Raw genomic sequence first — 17,341 nt, 5'->3', positions numbered from 1 at the left:
GGGGAGGCGGCATCTACAGCGTATCCGCCAGCGGCAACACCCTCAGCTTCACCTGCGGTTATCAGACCGAGTGGGGCTACACGACCTACGCCTGCGGCTCCATCACCTCCAGCACCGGCACCTTCTCCGGTTCCGTCTCGAACGACAGGGGCGGCAACATGTACAGTGTATCCGCCAGCGGCAACACCCTCAGCTTCACCGGTGGCTATCCGAGCGAGGCGGCCGGTGGCTACACGACCTACGCCTGCGGCTCCATCACCTACACGAGCACCCCCGTCTACACCTGCCCCTTCGGCAGCGGGTACGCCTGCGACGCGAGTCAGTCCTGCCGGCGGACAGGGACGTGCACGGCGAAGGCGGGAGAGCCCGAGTGCCCCGACGGGTACACCTTGACCGGTGACACCTGCCTCTCCCACACCTGCCCCCTGGGTTCAAGGTACGCCTGCTCCGGCACCCCCGTCACCTGCACGGGCGTCTCCTCCGGCACGGGCATCCCCATCCAGGACCTCTCCTACGAGTACGACCTCATGGGCAACGTAACGAAGCTCACCGACACGGTGAACTCTATAACCCACACCTACACCTACGATACCTTAAACCGCCTGACCACCGCCAGGGGGGAGGGTGAGAAGGGCTACAGCCAGTCCTACTCCTACGACCGCATCGGCAACATCACCTACAAGTCCGACGTGGGCACATACGTCTACAACTATGCCGACAGGCCCCACGCGGTCCGGCAGGCGGGGGGCATATCCCTCGACTACGACCGGGTGGGCAACATGACGAAGAAGGCACGCACCGACGGCCCCACCCTCACCATCTCCTGGAACCCCGACAACAAGCCGGTGCTCATAAAGAAGGACGGCTCCTCCTCCATCCGCTTCTCCTACGACTCCTCGGGCACGAGGGTGAAGAAGGAGAACCTAAGGACGGGTTCCACCACCACCTACTTCGGTGACGCCTACGAGAAGAGGGACTCAACCGGTGTCATCCACGTCTATGCGAACGGCCAGAGGATCGCATCCATACGCACCGACGGCACGACCCTCTACTACCACACGAACCACCTCGGCTCCTCCTCCGTCATCACCGACGATAAGGGGAACACGAAGGAGACGATCGACTACCACCCCTTCGGCACCTACCGGGTAAGGCAGGACCTCGATGCCTCCTTCCCCGATGCCAACTACACCTTCACCGGCCAGGAGGACGATGACGAGACAGGCCTCTACAACTACAACGCCCGCCTCTACGATCCAGAGCTGGGGAGGTTCATATCCGCCGACTCCCTGGTACCCGAGCCGGGGAACCTTCAGGCGTTCAACAGGTATAGCTACTGTGTGAATAATCCGCTGGTGTATGTGGATCCGAGCGGGCACTGGTCGCTGGGGGACTTCTTTGATGATATAGGCGACTTCTTCAGGGATTACGGGCCGGACATCCTAGCCGGTGCCGTGGGTGCGGCCGTATTTGTTCTCACGGGCGGCACCGCCACCCTTGGTCTTGCGACCTTCTGTGCGAGCATCTACGGAGGGATGGCCTCCGGGGCGACATCGGCTGCCTTGAACGGCGGGGGGATTGAGGGTATACTTCAGGGAGCTGTGATGGGCGGCGCCATGGGAGCCCTGGGCGGCGGTCTCTACTGTGGCGGTGTTCCAAGCTGGGCTCTGGCTGCCGGCGGTGCCGGTGCATCAGTTGCTACAGGTGGCCTGGAAGGCTTAGGGCACTATGCTGCAGGATTCGCCGGGGCGATGGTGGGGGGATCAGCCGCCATGGCATATCGGGACGTCAACAAGCCCGTCATGCTTGCGTGCGAGGCGGTGGAGAATCAGAAGATCCCCAGTTCAAACTATCTGGATAGGTTTGTGGTGCGTTTGAAGGAGCAGTGGAACGCCATGAAATCATGGTCGCTCGTGTTTGGCACAGGTGGAAGCGTTGGGGCTGGCAGAGTGGCCGAAGGCAGCGCTTTCAATGCATACAACATGGAGGGAAAGTGGGTATGCTTTTCCAAGGGAACTGGTGTCGGCTTCAACAATTCTGGTGACGTTTTTGTTGGGATACTGAACCTGAAAGCCCCTGTGACGGCCAATATCAACGGATCTTATGCACTTGTAAGTCTCTCTGTTTCTGTTGACCCAGGATCGTCGACGTGGGCTGGTATAACGGCGGGAGTTGGTCCTGGGTACCCGGGCGGTTCGGTGACCAGGTCGGAAACATATTGCCTCAAGAATAACATGACCGTCGATGACATTCTGGGTTCCCGATAGGAGAGTGAAGATCAATGAATATAGGGACCAAGGCGTATCTCTGGCTATTCTTTTGGCTTTTTGGCAGTTTCATCATTATTCTGCTTTGTGTTGTTGAACGCTTGTTTCTTGTCTTACTCTTCTTGTTCTTTGTTCTTCATATCGTCGTTAACTACAGGTTGCTGCGTTGTCCCAAATGTGGGAACCCGGTGTTCAGAACGGGCCCTTACGGTCTTTGGACACCCTTTATTCCGAGGAACTGCGTTCGGTGCGGGCATCCATTGGGCGAAGAGAATGAGGCAACACATGATTAACGGCTGAGCAATGAAAAACGCGGTGTTGGCTCTAGCTATTGTGGCTATTATTAGCACCGGGCGCGTGTCACGGGAGCAAGCAAAACATTTGTTCGCAGTGGACCGGAATTTTGATACCGGCAAAAATGTTGGAGCGGTTCCCTTGCCTCCGCCCGTCAGAGCAGAACCCATCGATAACCACAAAAGCCTTTACATTTATGAATTCAAAGCCACCGGATGCCGCTGGTCGTATACTGTCGATAACGAGACGAAGGAGATGTCTCATGGGAGTACATTAGCGATCCCGATCTGTGCTACATGAGGATCAATTATGGAGGGGGATAGCTCCCCATTACGTCGGCAAGTTCATGAAGAACGTTTTTGGGAATTTGCATACGTGTCCCCTGGTGGGAACGTCTCGCTTTGTGTGCTGTTCTAAGGTATCCAGTTTCGTATTAGAATGATAAGGAGACACGTTCTTGATTTTCTTATTATTGATAATGGGCATTCCTGGCCGTTGTATTTCATCGGCGACTTGGTGCGTGGGCGGTGAACTACTGGAAGCACTACGGGCTTCATTACAAAATAAGAGTAGTTCAAATTGGCTTTCTTTTCTGGGGAATAGGTGCGATTGCGTTTTCGATTTTGTATTTGCTGGGTTATCTGAAGCCGCAAGGAGGCGCTCCTTAAAGGAGGCTAGAAAAATGAAGAGTGTTCTCTTCAGATCACCATCTCCTGGAACCCCGACAACAAGCCGGTACTCATAAAGAAGGACGGCTCCTCCTCCATCCGCTTCTCCTACGACTCCTCGGGAACGAGGGTGAAGAAGGAGAACCTTCAGACGGGCTCCACCACCACCTACTTCGGTGACGCCTACGAGAAGAGGGACTTAACCGGCATCATCCACGTCTATGCGAACGGCCGGAGGATAGCATCCATACGGACCGACGGCACGACGCTCTACTATCACGTCAACCACCTCGGCTCCTCCTCCGTCATCACCGACGATAAGGGGAACACGAAGGAGACGATCGACTACCACCCCTTCGGCACCTACCGGGTGAGGCAGGACCTCGATGCCTCCTTCCCGAACACCAACTACACCTTCACCGGCCAGGAGGACGATGACGAGACAGGCCTCTACAACTACAACGCCCGCCTCTACGACCCGGAGCTGGGAAGGTTCATATCCGCTGATTCCCTGGTACCCGAACCGGGGAACCTTCAGGCGTTCAACAGGTATAGCTACTGTGTGAATAATCCGCTGGTGTATATGGATCCGAGCGGACACTGGTTCGGAATAGATGATCTCATCGAGGCGGTTATCGGAGCTATCATCGGTGCCGCTGAGGCCGCCATAACGGGGGGCGACATAGGAGAGGGCGCCCTGAAGGGGGCATTCAGTGCGTGGGTAATGGCCAACACCGGAGTGTACCTGAGGGATGCCGGGATTATTGCCATAACGGAAGCGGGCAAGGAGGTCGTCAAGAACCTTCCCGTGGCCATAGCCGCCCATGTGGCCGCAGGTGCGACCACGGGCGCCTTCAGCACCCTTGTCTCCGGCGGCGATCTGGGGCAGAATATGATCGTAGGTGCCATCCCCGCGGGCATGGCGAAGGGACTCGGCAACTATCTCCCCGAGGACCTCACCGGCAATGCGTATGCCGACTTCGGCATGGGGCTTGCCGGACATGCGGCGATAGGGGGGATCTCGGGAGGCGCCACAGCGGAACTCTTCGGCGGGAACTTCGGGCAGGGGTTCGAACAGGGGGCAATGGCCGGTGCGTATGGGTATATATTCAATAAGGGCGGGAAGGTTATTCGCCAGGGTGGTTACAAGATAATCAAGCATTCTGCCAATCCAAATAGCGGTTCAAAGGAACACATGCATTGGGGGACCGATCCCAAGGGAAGGAACGGCGGTGCCGTGAACCGAGACGGGACGTTGAGGCACGGTGACAAACCTCCCAGAAAGGTCATCGATCTCATAGTCTCGAGAACGGGATGGGATCTGAGCAAACTGAGAGCAGTTCAGCCGACTCTCATGTTCGATTTCCAAAGAAGGGCAGCGGAGAATATACGCCTAGGCTATCCGCCCGAGCGGGGTAATTGCGAGATTCAATAGGGAAGGAAGAAGAGGATTCATGCTGATAGGAAACAGAGAAACGCAGTTCATTTACAGGTTGATCGATTTCGGGTTCCTGTCGACAATGATATCTATTGCCCGAAAGATAGGCTGCCGGAGAATCGCGTTCTTCAGATATCCCGAAGTCGAAGAAGCGGACGATCCGCAGATCTGGGACGAGTTGAGGCCTCACTATGAAGGTACGGCGGAACTGGAGCCCGGGACCTACTACGAAGACGCGGATGAAGCGCAGCCGGTTGAGTATTACAGGCTCAATGAAGAGACGATGCAAGTAGTCCATAGGAACTACGATACGCTCGTGCAGATACTGGACAGCGCCGCCCTGTACAGGGACGATGACAGGCAATGGGTGATGCATTTTACGTTTCACGAGGTGCAGACCACTCTGAGGCTGACCGAGGATGAATTGAAGCTCCTTGGCACGGCGGGAATTGAATATGGTACCGAGGTGCTGCATTGCTATGAACTCCCCGAAGGCACTCCGAGCCCTATCAACATGTACACGACAAGGCATGAAGAAAGAGTAGGCGTGATGACCTACGTGCTGGACTTCCTTGCTTGGATCGGCGCCAAGGTCTCGGCCATCTTCCGTGGTAAGTCCTGTTACTGAGAACGGTGCTCGGGGAGTTATTTCTCGGGGTTCCCATTTCAAGAGCGCCCCCCCGACAGAATAGCAGCAAGAACAATCAACCATCCGCCAAAGACAAACCGTGTCATCCGATCCATAGGGTCTCTTAAAAGAGTATGTTTCTGGCTTTCTAAGGAGACGATAGACTACCACCCCTTCGGCACCTACCGGGTGAGGCAGGACCTCGATCCCTCCTTCCCGAACACGAACTACACCTTCACCGGCCAGGAGGACGATGACGGGACAGGTCTCTACAACTACAACGCCCGCCTCTACGACCCGGAGCTGGGGAGATTCATGCCTTGCCCGCAAGAGACGGGGTCGCGGGGAAGAGGCTCTGCGCCGGGGGAGAGAGCGGATGGAATGAGAAACCCGGAGGTTTGCTTACCCGAGGGAGAGCAGGTGGGAGCGGAGGTTTGTCTTCTTGTTGTTGAGGCCGAGCTTGTTCCTTATGCTGTTCCGGTGGGAATCGACGGCACATGTGGCTATCCCCAGGAATTCCGCTATCTCCTTCGTTGTTCTGCCTTCCTTAATGAGCGAGGCCACCTCGATCTCCCTGGGGGTGAAGTTCAACTGCTTTATCGTGTTCGGGAAGGGCGACATTATCTCGTTCAGGTTCGTTGCAACGATATCGAGGTATGTCCTGTGCCTGAGGTCCAGCTTGTCTTTCTGCGCTCTATATATGTAGGGAAGGACCATCTCCCGGATGTTGGACACGAGCCTTGCTTCCAGCTCCCGCCTGTCCTCTTCCCGCTGTCTCAGGAGGACCTTGAGGGCGGCATTCACCTCCTCGAGGGACTCCGATTTGGTCGTCAGTTCCCGTTCACGCTCTTCAAGGGCGTCCATCGTCTTCTTCTGTTCCGTGATATCGTGGCAGCTCCCCCGGTATCCGAGGAAGGCGCCCTTTTCGTCGAAGAAAGGGCGACCACTTGCCTCAAGATAGACCACCTGCCCGTTTCTGTGAAGGGCCGCGGTTCTCAAGGACGTGAACTGTTCTTTGCCGGAGAGGATCTTTTTCGCCAGGGGCGCGAGCCTTTCCGGTTCACCGGGGGCCATGAAATCGAAGGGCGTCTTCCCTATGAACTCTTCCGCTTCGTACCCCAGGATATCGCGTATCCGCGGGCTCACGTACGTGTGGACAAGGTCAGCGTTCACCTCCCACACCCATTCCTTTATCGATTCCACAAGGGCGAGGTATTGCTCTTCTTTTTCCCTCCTCCTGGCAACCTCTTCGCTGATCCGGGCGGTGCGCTCATCCACCAGTTTGCTGAGATGGTCGCGGTGCGCCGCGAGTTCCTCCTCCATCTTCCTGCGTTCGGTGACGTCGAGTTCGATGCCATCCCACATGAGGCTTCCGTCGGAATGAACGTGGGGAAAGGAGATGAGACGCCGCCAGCGCATATCGCCCGAGGGAAGGTGCATTGGCACATCGATCTCAAACCGTGACATTGTCGCCAAGGCGCGGCCTTCGGATTCCTTAAACACCGCGCGGTATTCACCGTCCACCTGATCGTAGAGGAGAGATGGGTGTCTCAGAACATCCTCCGCTCTGACACCGTGAAACCTCTCCACCGCGGGGCTCACATACGTGAACAGTCGCCGCTTTCCGTCAACACCGGTGTTGATCTGGTAGACCATCCCGTCGGCGAGGTTTTCGCTGAGGACACGCAGCTGCTCCTCGCTTTTGCGCAGGGCCTCCTCCATACTTTTGCGTTCGGCGATGTCGCGGAAGATACCCTGAACCAGCGCCTTCCCTTCATATTCCACGGGACATCCCGTGATATCGACGGGAACCACCGTGCCGTCCTTTCTCAATACCCTGGTATCGTAAAGAAAACCGATCCGGCCTGCCGCCGCTCCCGAGAAGTGAAGGATTACCCTGTCGAGCTCTTCAGGCGGGTGTATATCCGCCACTTTCATGCCCAGCAGCGCTTCCTTCCCGTAACCCAAAAGGTCCTCCGCTTTTTTGTTGACCTCGAGGAATTTCCCGTCGGGCTCGGCGACGATCATTGCGTCGCTCGCGTGCTCGAAGAGGGTGCGATATCTTCCCTCAAGCCCCCGGGGAGTTCCCTGGCCCTCCAGTTCGGCAACCCTTTCGCGAAGCGAGACGAGCTCACCGATGAGCTGCCCTCTGCTCTTCTTTTCGTCCTTCATATCATCCATGTTCGCACGGTCGTTGACTGCGGATGCTATTACTATACAACGATGCGCGGCAATTTGCACTCAGGGATTTCCACAGGGGGCCACTCATCCGGAGCGCCTGGCGGGGGCGCGGCAAGAAGACAGGAGGGTGCCACTCGGAATGCATACCGGTTCCTCCAGTACCTCGCGGACCTTTTTCAAGAGGGTCTCCGGCAGGATAGGTTTTGAAACGAAAGGGAACCTCTTGTCCTCAATGCCCTTATCGAGGACGACATCTCTCGTGTAACCGCTGGTGAAAAGCACCTTTATATCCTGCTTGATATTTCGTATCGCGTCATAGGCTTCCCTTCCATTCTTCACCGGCATAATGGAGTCGAACAGGAGAAGGTCGATCCCGCTAGCTTTCTTGAACTCCTCTATCGCCTCCTCCCCGTCTCTGGCTTCTATGACGTTATATCCATAGCGCAACAGCACCGCCTTTAGAAAGCTCCGCGCCGCCTCGTTGTCCTCCGCAACAAGTATGGTCTCGGTGCCGCCTCTTATCGGAGCCTGGACGGGTTCCTCTTTCCTTACGCCGCCGTTCACAATGGGGAGGTAGATATGAAAGGTCGTGCCCACGTTCGGCTTGCTGTGCACGCTGATGAATCCATTCTGCTGCTTGACCGCGCCGTACACGGTGGAAAGACCTAGGCCCGTTCCCTTGCCCACCTCCTTGGTCGTGAAGAAGGGGTCGAATATCTTCTCCCGTGTCGTCTCATCCATCCCCGTGCCCGTGTCCGAGACGGAAAGAAGGGCGTACCGGCCCGGCTCACCGGAGCCGTGGTAGTGCATGAACTCCTCATCCAGCTCGACCGCCCTCGTTTCGATGGCGAGCGTCCCTCCCCGCGGCATGGCGTCTCTTGCGTTGGTGGCTAGATTAAAGAGTATCTGGTCGACCTGTGTCGCGTCGGCCATAACGACGATGTCCTCGTCGGAAAGGACGGTCCTCAGGGTCACGTCCTCTATAAGCAGCCTCTTCAGAAGCTTTTCCGTTCCCCTGATCGTGTCGTTCAGGTTGGTGGGTTTCAGAACCACCGGCCGCTGCCTGCTGAAGGCCAGAAGGGTTTGGGTGAGCCTGGCAGCTTTCTCGGAACCAGACAGTATCTCGTTCACGAAGGGGCGCAGAGGGTCCGCGTCCGTCATTTTCATCTGCAGGAGCGAACCATACCCCATGACAGCCATCAGGATGTTGTTGAAGTCGTGCGCGATGCCCCCGGTGAGCGTGCCTATGGCCTCCATCTTCTGTGCCTGGCGCAACTGGGATTCGAGATGCCTCAATTCGGTGATATCCTCGCATGCCATCAGGTGGTCACCGGACGCGAGCGCCGAGATAATGAAATTTACGGTCCTTTGCGTCCCGTCCTTGCACGTGACGGTATGGGTCCTCGGTCTGCCGCTTCCCGATACACCGTCCCTTGCCCATTGTGACATTGCCGCGTGTCTCGATCCGGCGACCGGAAAGGCCCTCGCGAACCACGCCCTGGAGTCCGGGACATCGTGCCGGTCGAACCCGAAGAGTTCCGTGAACTTGGGGTTCATCCAGACCAAACGGTCGCACCTGTCGGTGAGAACCATGCCGAAGGGGGCATTATCGGAGATGCTCTTGAGCTTGTCCCTCTCCGCCTGCAGTGTCTGTTCGCTCTTGCGGAGCGCATCCTCTGCTTGTTTCCGGTCCGTGATGTCCTGGTTCGCGCCGTGCCTCTTCACGATGTGGCCCGAGCCATCCTTGACGACCCTCAACCGTGCGAGTATGTGCCGCACCGATCCATCGCGACGAATGATGCGGTGCTCGATGGCGGCGACAAGTTCCGGGTCGGGTTTCAGGGCGTTCTCCTCCACGAACTCATGGAAGCGCGCCACGTCGTCGGGATGTATGAATCGCCCGGCATATTCCGTCCTTGTCATGCGGTATCCTCCTTCCCGCATGGCAGTGGTGCCATAGAACGCGTAGAAGGGATCGTTGAAGACGTAGGTGTCTGTTGCGGGATCGAGCTCCCAGTAGACGACATGGGCAAGGTCCATGGCTTCCGACAGCTGGGCCTGCCTGGCCCGCAGGGCCTCCGAACGCTGACGCTCCGTGATGTCTGAAACGATCGCGAACTCGCCGAGCAACTCCTGGCGTTCATTGAAGACGGGCGCCGCGCTGACGAGACAGTGCGGCGTCGTTCCGTCCGGTCTCACGAGGTCTATCTCATAGGCACTCTTCATCTTTTCCGTATAAAGGCTTGAGTACTGTCTAAAGATGGTCTCGCCGCCCGGACTGAGGTAATCCAGGATCGAATGTCCCGTCAGGTTCTCCCTGCCGAGAATGCCTTTCATCGCCGGGTTCGCCGCGACAATGGTACCATCCCTGTCTATCTGCATGAGGCCCTCCCGCGAGGCGTCAAAGAGGGTGCTCAGCCTTTTCGCGGTTTTGACGACCTTCCGGTGAGAGAGTTCGGTCTCTCTGGCCAGGTAGAAGTGGCAGTTCTGGGGACGGTTCAAATGGTTGAATATGGCGATGGCCATATTCTCGCAGCTGTTGTAGCCGCAGGCGGTGCAGTTGTACATATCGTCGGCCGAGAACTTATACATCGACCTGTAGATGTCGGCCAGTTCACCCTCGTTCGGGTGCTTGAGTTTCACGTTCTCGCTGCGGTCGGTATATGTTCTCGAATAGAGCCCTTTCTCCCAGTACCGCCCGATCGTTTCCTCGATGTTCTCCGGGCTGGGGGTTTTGCCGCCATCTTCTCCTCGACCGTGGAATTTTTCCATTTCCAACGTTCTCCGGGTGACCCGGTATTCGAGCTCGTCAAGCGTCGCATCCTTTTTCGCCACCGTCAGGGTGCCTCCGTTGCAGCCCATTTCGCAGTTCAGGCAATCCACCAGGAGAGGGCCCCTCCCCGCGTCGATGACATCCCTGAGGTTCTTGAGGTATTCGTAGACCGATGGCACCCCGTCAATCCTTCTCGCCTTGCGCCGTATACCCGGGCAGGTCCTTTCCAGGGTTTGCAGCAGACCTCCGGGGGTGGAAAAGGACACGGCCCTTTCCGCGGGCGGATTGTCGAAATCCACCGGGGGAAAATTGTTGAGGGACAGACCTTCGCTTCTGAGGTAGCCGTCTATGGCCGTATAGGAGACGTTGTAATCACCCAATCCGGCCTCGATAAACTCCCTCTTCTTGGCCATACAGGGGGATATCGCCGCAACCTTGTGGTCCCTGTATGACGGGTAGAACCGCTTGATCATCTTGATCGTGTGGATCATGGGGCTGTCGACGGGGATTAGATACTCTATCAGCTCGGGATGGTACAGTTCGATGTACGTCACGACAGCCGGACAGGCGGAGGAGATCATGGCCCGCGGGTCATTCCTGTCGAGGTGGTCGAGGCATGACCTCGCCGACAGTTCGGCACCGAAGCTGACATCGAACACCGCTTCTATCCCGATGCTCTTCAGCCAACCATTGAGGTTAAGGTATTGTCCGGGGAAATTGGCCGCCACGGAGGGCGCCGCTATGGCCACCACCTTCTCTCCCTTCGCCAGCGCCTCGCGCAATTCGTCGAAGTCGTCAACGTAGTACCTCGCCTGATGAGTGCAGTGCGCGAGGCAATTGCCGCACCCGATGCACATGTCGGCATTGACCCGGACATAGTCGCCGCTCCCGTCGTTGCAGTACTTCACGGGACAGGCCGAGATGCAGGCGTGGCAATTGACGCACCTGTCCTTGTCAACCCTGACGATGGCCCTCAGTTCCATAAATCCGCGTGTTCTCCCTGGCAGGTCATGCCTACAATATTGTCGGCATCAGCCTTCGTGACCATAAGGGATTTCCGGGGAGAGGTCGTGACCTGCGAAGGGCGCGTGAAATAGGTCGTGCGCGGCCGGGGGCTGGTGTATAATAGGGGGAATCTTTCGGGGACGGATAACGGTGAGAGATCGAAGACATCAGGTCATCACGGTCGTGATAGCGGTTCTTGCGGTCCTCTCTTGCCTCGGCATATATGGTGCGGGGTTGCAGAAGGGCCTGGAGGGAAGGGCCTACGACAGGCGCGTTAAGGCTTCCGACGCCCTCGGCCTCGGAAAGGGCGCGCCGAGCGAAGAGATCGTCGTTGTCGGCATCGATGAGAGGTCCTTTATCAGGAAGAAGCCCCTCCTCTTCGTCTACGACGACATCGGCCGGTTCCTGCGGCGCATGGATGAATACGGCGCGAGGACGGTGGGCCTCGACCTCATTCTCGTCCACAAACAGAGCGACAAGCTCAAGGATGCGGCAGCCGCGTTCATGGCCGGCAGCCCCGACGGAGCGAAGGCCGAGGCCGGCCGGGTCATGGAGGAAGTGGGCGAGAGACTGGACCGGTCGGTGCTGGGTCCCATCATGGATGTGTCGGAGCGCATGAACATCGTGCAGGTCGTCCACGGTGACATGGTCCCCTTCTATTACGGGGTGAGCCCCTTCATAAAGAACATGGTCATCGCCGATGCCGCCCTGACGGATGGCGAACTCAGCGGGAACGACGGCATTATCCGGAAGCAGATGGTGGGCCGCGGCGGGAGACCGTCCTTCGCCTCGGTCCTCTACCGGCTCGCCACGGGACGGCAATACGGGTCTGCCCCGGTTTTCCTGAACTACACGCTGACACGCTCCATTCCCTTCTACCGCCTTGACGACGTCATGGACGGCAGGATCGACAGGAAAGCCTTTTCAGGGAAAACGGTCGTCCTCGGTTACATCAGCGGATACGAGGACGTCCACGCCACGCCCCTCAAGGGGGACATCTTCCCCGCGGACCCGGCTGAGCGGAACGCCTCGTCTCGTCGGCCCGGAAGCGGCAGAATGCCCGGTCCCGTGATCCACGGCACAATAGCGGAGACGATGCTGACGGGCACCTCCCTGACGGAGGCGCCCCTTGCCGTCAATGTCGCGGTCCTCATTGTCCTGGCAGGTGTGTCGCTCGCGGTGATATCCCTCATGAGGCCTCTTCCGGCGATCGCCGCGCTCGTCGCCCTCGCGGTCCTCTTCTTTGCCGTCAATCTCCTCCTCTTCTCCGCGGGGTGCTACATCCATATCTTTCCCCAGGCGATCGCGCCCTTCGTCGTTGCCATCCTCGTTTATCCCTACCGGTATCTCGTCGAGGAAAGGACGCGGCGAAAAGTGGAGAAGGTCTTCGGTTACTACATGGACAGGAATGTTCTCGACAGGCTCCTCGATATGGATCCGGAGTCCCTCCTTGCCGGCGAAGCGCGTGACGTTTCCATCCTGTTCCTGGATGTCCGGAATTTCACGGCCCTCTCGACACAAAGGGAGGCGCGCCAGGTGGTGGGCTTCCTCAATTTTTTCTTCGGCGCCCTCACGGAAAGGATACAGGAGCGCGGTGGCTTCGTGAACAAGTTCATCGGCGACGGTCTGCTGGCCTTTTTCATGACAGGGGAGAGCCCTGCCGCCGATGCGGTATCGGCTGCCCTCGATATCCTCGACGAGACGAGGCGCCTCAATGACGAAGGCCGGTTCAGGGAGTCCATTGGTGATTGGCGGGTGGGTGTCGGGATCGGCATACACCATGGTGAGGTCATCCTCGGCAACATAGGCTCTGAGAGGAAAATGGACTTCACCATCATCGGCGAGCACGTGAACATCGCCTCCCGCATCGAGGGCCTCACGAAGGAGGCGGGAACGGCCCTTCTCGTCAGCAGCGACGCCCGCACCGCGGCCGGGGACGCTTTCCCGTGGAAGACCCTGGGAGAATTCGCCGTCAAGGGGGTCGAGCGCCCCATTTCCCTTTACACCGTCGGGGAGACGTGATGTGATGTAGGTGCGTGCGGGAAAGAGGAGGGAATGATCTGAACGGGAGGAGAACGATATGAAAAAGATGGGCGCTGTCCTTCTTTTCATCTTTTGCGGCGCGGTCATGTTCCTGAAGGCCGGCGACGCCGGGGCCGCCGCTGAGGCAGGGTACATCTTCGACATCAAGGGAACGGCTGAGCTGAAGAGCGCCCAAGGAAAGACGATCGCCCTCAGGCGGAGCGAACACATCCTCTATGCCGTCAAGGAGGGGGACAGGATCAGCGTGCGGAAGGGCAGGGTGGTCGTCGCGTCCCTGAAGGAAAGCAAGGGTTACGAGATCGGCGACAACTCCGAAGGATTGGCGAAGCCGGGCAGGATGGTGGCCGTCAGGGGAAAGGTCTCGGAGCTCACGGGTCTGCACACCCCGGGCAGCGCCACCCCGGGGTCCATGGGCGGTTTCGTCGTGCGCGGCGTCAGGCCCTGCATCAGGGCGATATCACCGGTGAGCACCACCATACTCGACCCGGCACCGGTGCTCTCCTGGGAGAACAGGTGTCCCGGCGACAGGAAGGTGACTGTGAAGATAATCTCCGGCGACACCGTCGTTTTCAGCGCGGAGAGCGAGGGCAGTTCCCTCAAGGTGCCCGATAAGGTACTGGCCTATGGCAACGAATACCGGTGGATCGTGGATTCCGGCAAGGTCAACAATGTCTCGGGGGGTGTCTTTTCCCTGCCCCCTGAGACCCAGGTGAAGGAGTTCAGCCGGAGGATAGCCACCTTCAAAGAGCGCACAGAGGACCTTTCCTTCAGGCTCTCCTGCGTGTTCTTCCTCATCGACAACAACCTCAACGACCTCGCACGGGCGGAGGTGAGGTCGCTGAAGGCCGACTTTCCCGACAACGAGAACCTCAGGAAGATGGAGGAGGGCATGAGGTAGCCGGTATCCCGCTCCATCGTGTCTGAAAGAAAGAACGTGCTCCTTATCAATCCCCCGGTAGCCAAACCCTGCGAACCTCCCGCGGGACTCGCGCGTCTCGCCGGCGCCTTGAAGGATGCCGGCCATCCCGTGAGGGTCCTAGACATGAACGTCGAGGGTATGCTCCGGCTCCTTTCCAGTACAGTCCCCGGTGGCGACAGGTGGTCGCAGAGGGCCGCGCGAGACCTTTCCCGAAACCTCGATGCCCTTCGGGACGAAAGGACATACCGCAACTTCGACCGCTACAAGAGATGCGTCAACGACGTCAACCGGTCTTTTTTCTTTGCCGGTGGAGAGAACACAAGGCTCAGCCTCGCCGATTATGAGGACAAACGTTTGTCACCGATCAGAAGCGAGGACCTCATGGAGGCGGCTCGTCACCCCGGGGACAGCCCTTTCTACGAGCACTTCGCAGGACGTCTCAGGGAGGAGTTGGGGCGCGGCGGGGAGAGGTTCGCGGGATTCTCGCTCACCTACCTCAGTCAGGCCCTTGGCGCGTTTGCGATGATGGGTTTCGTGAGAAGCGAGTTCCCGAAGGTGAAGATAATCCTTGGCGGGGGACTGGTGACGTCATGGATGAGCGCGCCGGCATGGAAGAACAACTTCGGCGGCCTCATCGATCACGTCGTTGCGGGTCCGGGAGAGACCTTTCTTCTCGGACTTCTCGGATCGCCGTCCGAGGCGGGAGGCAGGAAGATCTCCGCCTCCTACGCTTACGATGCATTCCCTCTGAAGGATTACCTGTCGCCGGGGATGGTCATGCCCTACAGCACATCGACGGGGTGCTACTACGGCAAATGCTCTTTCTGTCCCGAAACGGCCGAAGACACCCCATACGCGGAGCTCGCGCCGATAGAGGCGGCGGCCGGGTTGAGAGAGCTTGCGCAAGAGTACCGTCCCGCTCTGGCACACATCGTCGACAACGCGATAAGCCCTTCCGTCCTCAAGGCTCTCATCAATACGCCGCCCGGCGTTCCCTGGTACGGCTTTGCCCGGGTGACGAAGGAACTGACGGACGGGGGGTTCTGCCGGGACCTCAGGGCTTCCGGCTGCGTCATGCTCAAGCTTGGCATCGAGTCGGGGGATCAGGATGTCCTTGACGGCATGCGGAAGGGGATACGTCTGACCGACGTATCGAAGGCCCTGAAGACCCTGTCCGGGGCGGGCATCGGAACATACGCCTATCTCCTTTTCGGGACGCCCTGGGAGAGTGAGGGGACAGCACGAAGGACCATGGACTTCGTCGTTGAGCACCATGAGTCCATCGGGTTTGTCAACCTCGCCGTCTTCAACCTTCCCCACGGAAGCCCCGATGCCGCTGGCCTCGAGGCGAAGCCCTTCTCTGGCGGCGACCTCTCCTTCTACACGGACTTTGTCCATCCGAAGGGATGGGACCGCAAAAAGGTGAGGCGCTTTCTCGACAGGGAATTCACGCGCCATCCCGCCATCCGGGAGATCGTGAAGCGCCAGCCCCCCTACTTCACATCCAATCACGCGCCGTTTTTCTGCCATAGTATGACATAATTGACATAGTTCCTACGTTTGGCTATAATAGGAATACAAAGGAGGCAGGTATGTTCGGTGTGACAGAAGAGGTAAAGGTGGGAGTGAAGAGCCAGATCGTTATTCCCGCCCGAATCCGCAACAGCGTGAAGGTCAACCCCGGCGATGTCCTGATCATGACGAGCGATAGAAATGGGCGTATTTCTCTCATGAAGAAACCAGAGGACTGGGCAGAAGCGTCTTTCGGCTGCTGCAAGGGAGCCTGGGGCGACAACCCGTTGGAATATCTCAAGAAAGAGCGTGAAACGTGGGGGTAAAGGATTTTCTGGCCCGATACAGAACGATAGCGATCGATACGAACGTATTCATCTCGGTGTTCTCGCGGGAACCGCTGGGGGAAAAAGTTGTTCCCATAATTGATGCTGTCGCCAACAAGGGAACCCACAAATTCATCGCGTCCGTCCTGTCTTTCGCCGAATGTGCTGTGCTTCCCTATCGGGAGGGAAATTGGGCCGCCCTCGACCAGATCAAGCTCATGTTCCAGATGCCGAATCTCACCGTTCGTCCCATGGACGAAGTGGTCGCGGAGGAGGCGGCACGTGTCCGGGCGGTCTACAATTTCAAGATGCCCGACGCCATTATCACCGCGACCGCCATAGTCCATGGCGCCGATGTCCTTCTCACGAATGACCGGCTGCTGGCAGGTATCAAGGAGATTCCTGTCTCCTTGCTCGAGACTCTCTGACGGGGCGGACTTTTGCTTGATTTTGCCGTCTCCGGCTATTAATATGAGGTGACATGAAAGACATTCTCAGACGGACAGTGCGGCACCACCTTGCGCTCGTAGGGCTCATCATCCTTGTTCCCATGTTCTTCTGCGCCCTCTTCGCGCCGGTCATCTCGCCTCACGACCCCATCGAGCCGGACATAAAGAACATACTCTCGGCGCCCAGCCTCTCCCATCCCTTCGGCACGGACACGCTGGGCAGGGACGTCTTCTCCCGGGTCCTCTACGGGACGCGGATATCCCTCCTCGTGGGATTCGTCTCCGTGGGCATCGCCATCCTCATCGGGCTCATCCTGGGGGCCATATCTGGTTATTTCGGGGGGATGGTGGACGAGGCCATCATGCGCTTCGTCGACCTCATGATGTGCTTCCCGACGTTCTTTCTCATCCTTGCCGTCATTGCCATCCTGGAGCCCAGCATCTGGAACATCATGATCGTCATCGGGCTGACGAGCTGGATGGGCACGGCGCGTCTCGTGCGGGCGGAGATACTGAGCATAAAGAGCAAGGAATATGTCATGGCCGCGAAGGCGCAGGGGTTCAATTCCCTGAGGATAATCTTCCGCCACGTCCTGCCCAATGCGGTGACACCCGTCTACGTCGTCGCGACGCTGGGTATCGGCGGGGCCATCCTGACGGAATCGGCGCTGTCCTTTCTCGGCATCGGCGTCCAGCCCCCCACACCGAGCTGGGGCAACATCCTCACCCAGGCGAAGGACAACATAGAGGTGGCCTGGTGGCTCTCCCTCTACCCCGGCCTCGCCATCTTCGTCACCGTCATGGGCTACAACCTCCTCGGCGAAGGCTTAAGGGATGT

At 58.3% G+C, this 17,341-nt stretch carries 11 protein-coding genes and 1 pseudogene; 10 read left to right on the top strand and 2 right to left on the bottom strand.

Annotated elements, in window-relative coordinates; all coding sequences use genetic code 11:
- The 4 genes and pseudogenes from GXX82_13490 to GXX82_13475 all read left to right on the top strand — a co-directional run.
- Positions 1-2,267 (top strand): hypothetical protein (locus GXX82_13490; GenBank protein NLT24051.1); only part of this gene is annotated, 2,267 nt, incomplete at its 5' end.
- Positions 2,268-3,359: 1,092 nt separating this feature from the next.
- Entirely contained in the window at positions 3,360-4,664 is a 1,305-nt protein-coding gene (locus GXX82_13485) for an RHS repeat-associated core domain-containing protein (protein NLT24050.1), read from the top strand.
- A 19-nt stretch (positions 4,665-4,683) separates the two neighbouring features.
- Positions 4,684-5,295, top strand: a complete 612-nt coding sequence (locus GXX82_13480) for a hypothetical protein (GenBank protein ID NLT24049.1) — start codon at positions 4,684-4,686, stop codon at positions 5,293-5,295.
- A gap of 60 nt (positions 5,296-5,355) precedes the next feature.
- Positions 5,356-5,613: pseudogene (locus GXX82_13475) on the top strand (hypothetical protein).
- Between the two features lie 84 nt (positions 5,614-5,697).
- Here GXX82_13475 and GXX82_13470 read toward each other — a convergent pair.
- Positions 5,698-7,467 (bottom strand): PAS domain S-box protein, encoded by a 1,770-nt coding sequence (locus GXX82_13470; protein ID NLT24048.1) that lies wholly within the window; start codon positions 7,465-7,467, stop codon positions 5,698-5,700.
- A 93-nt stretch (positions 7,468-7,560) separates the two neighbouring features.
- Positions 7,561-11,232, bottom strand: a complete 3,672-nt coding sequence (locus GXX82_13465; GenBank protein ID NLT24047.1) for a PAS domain S-box protein — start codon at positions 11,230-11,232, stop codon at positions 7,561-7,563.
- Between the two features lie 172 nt (positions 11,233-11,404).
- On the opposite strand from GXX82_13465, the gene GXX82_13460 reads away from it, so the two are divergent.
- The 6 genes from GXX82_13460 to GXX82_13435 form a co-directional block, all read left to right on the top strand.
- Positions 11,405-13,276 carry an adenylate/guanylate cyclase domain-containing protein gene (locus GXX82_13460; GenBank protein ID NLT24046.1) on the top strand — a complete coding sequence of 624 codons (1,872 nt, stop codon included), beginning with the start codon at positions 11,405-11,407 and terminating at the stop codon, positions 13,274-13,276.
- Positions 13,277-13,334: 58 nt separating this feature from the next.
- Positions 13,335-14,195 (top strand): hypothetical protein, encoded by an 861-nt coding sequence (locus GXX82_13455; GenBank protein NLT24045.1) that lies wholly within the window; start codon positions 13,335-13,337, stop codon positions 14,193-14,195.
- 36 nt (positions 14,196-14,231) lie between these two features.
- A complete protein-coding gene (locus tag GXX82_13450; GenBank protein ID NLT24044.1) occupies positions 14,232-15,758 on the top strand; it encodes a radical SAM protein in 1,527 nt (508 codons plus the stop codon).
- A 50-nt stretch (positions 15,759-15,808) separates the two neighbouring features.
- Entirely contained in the window at positions 15,809-16,054 is a 246-nt protein-coding gene (locus GXX82_13445) for an AbrB/MazE/SpoVT family DNA-binding domain-containing protein (GenBank protein ID NLT24043.1), read from the top strand.
- A complete protein-coding gene (locus tag GXX82_13440; GenBank protein NLT24042.1) occupies positions 16,045-16,482 on the top strand; it encodes a type II toxin-antitoxin system VapC family toxin in 438 nt (145 codons plus the stop codon). Before GXX82_13445 ends, GXX82_13440 begins: the two co-directional genes overlap by 10 nt.
- A gap of 53 nt (positions 16,483-16,535) precedes the next feature.
- On the top strand, positions 16,536-17,341 hold an 806-nt coding region (locus tag GXX82_13435), incomplete at its 3' end, for an ABC transporter permease (GenBank protein NLT24041.1).

This window comes from Syntrophorhabdus sp. (assembly GCA_012719415.1).
Lineage (GTDB): Bacteria > Desulfobacterota > Syntrophorhabdia > Syntrophorhabdales > Syntrophorhabdaceae > Delta-02.
The sequence above is the reverse complement of the archived record's forward strand: the minus strand, read 5'-3'. Positions and strand labels throughout refer to the sequence as shown.

Excerpts from the sequence above, each read along its gene's own strand:
- GXX82_13445 (NLT24043.1), top strand. The coding sequence starts at position 15,809 with ATGTTCGGTGTGACAGAAGAGGTAAAGGTGGGAGTGAAGAGCCAGATC.
- GXX82_13480 (NLT24049.1), top strand. The coding sequence starts at position 4,684 with ATGCTGATAGGAAACAGAGAAACGCAGTTCATTTACAGGTTGATCGAT.
- GXX82_13465 (NLT24047.1), bottom strand. The coding sequence starts at position 11,232 with ATGGAACTGAGGGCCATCGTCAGGGTTGACAAGGACAGGTGCGTCAAT.
- GXX82_13455 (NLT24045.1), top strand. The coding sequence starts at position 13,335 with ATGAAAAAGATGGGCGCTGTCCTTCTTTTCATCTTTTGCGGCGCGGTC.
- GXX82_13470 (NLT24048.1), bottom strand. The coding sequence starts at position 7,467 with ATGAAGGACGAAAAGAAGAGCAGAGGGCAGCTCATCGGTGAGCTCGTC.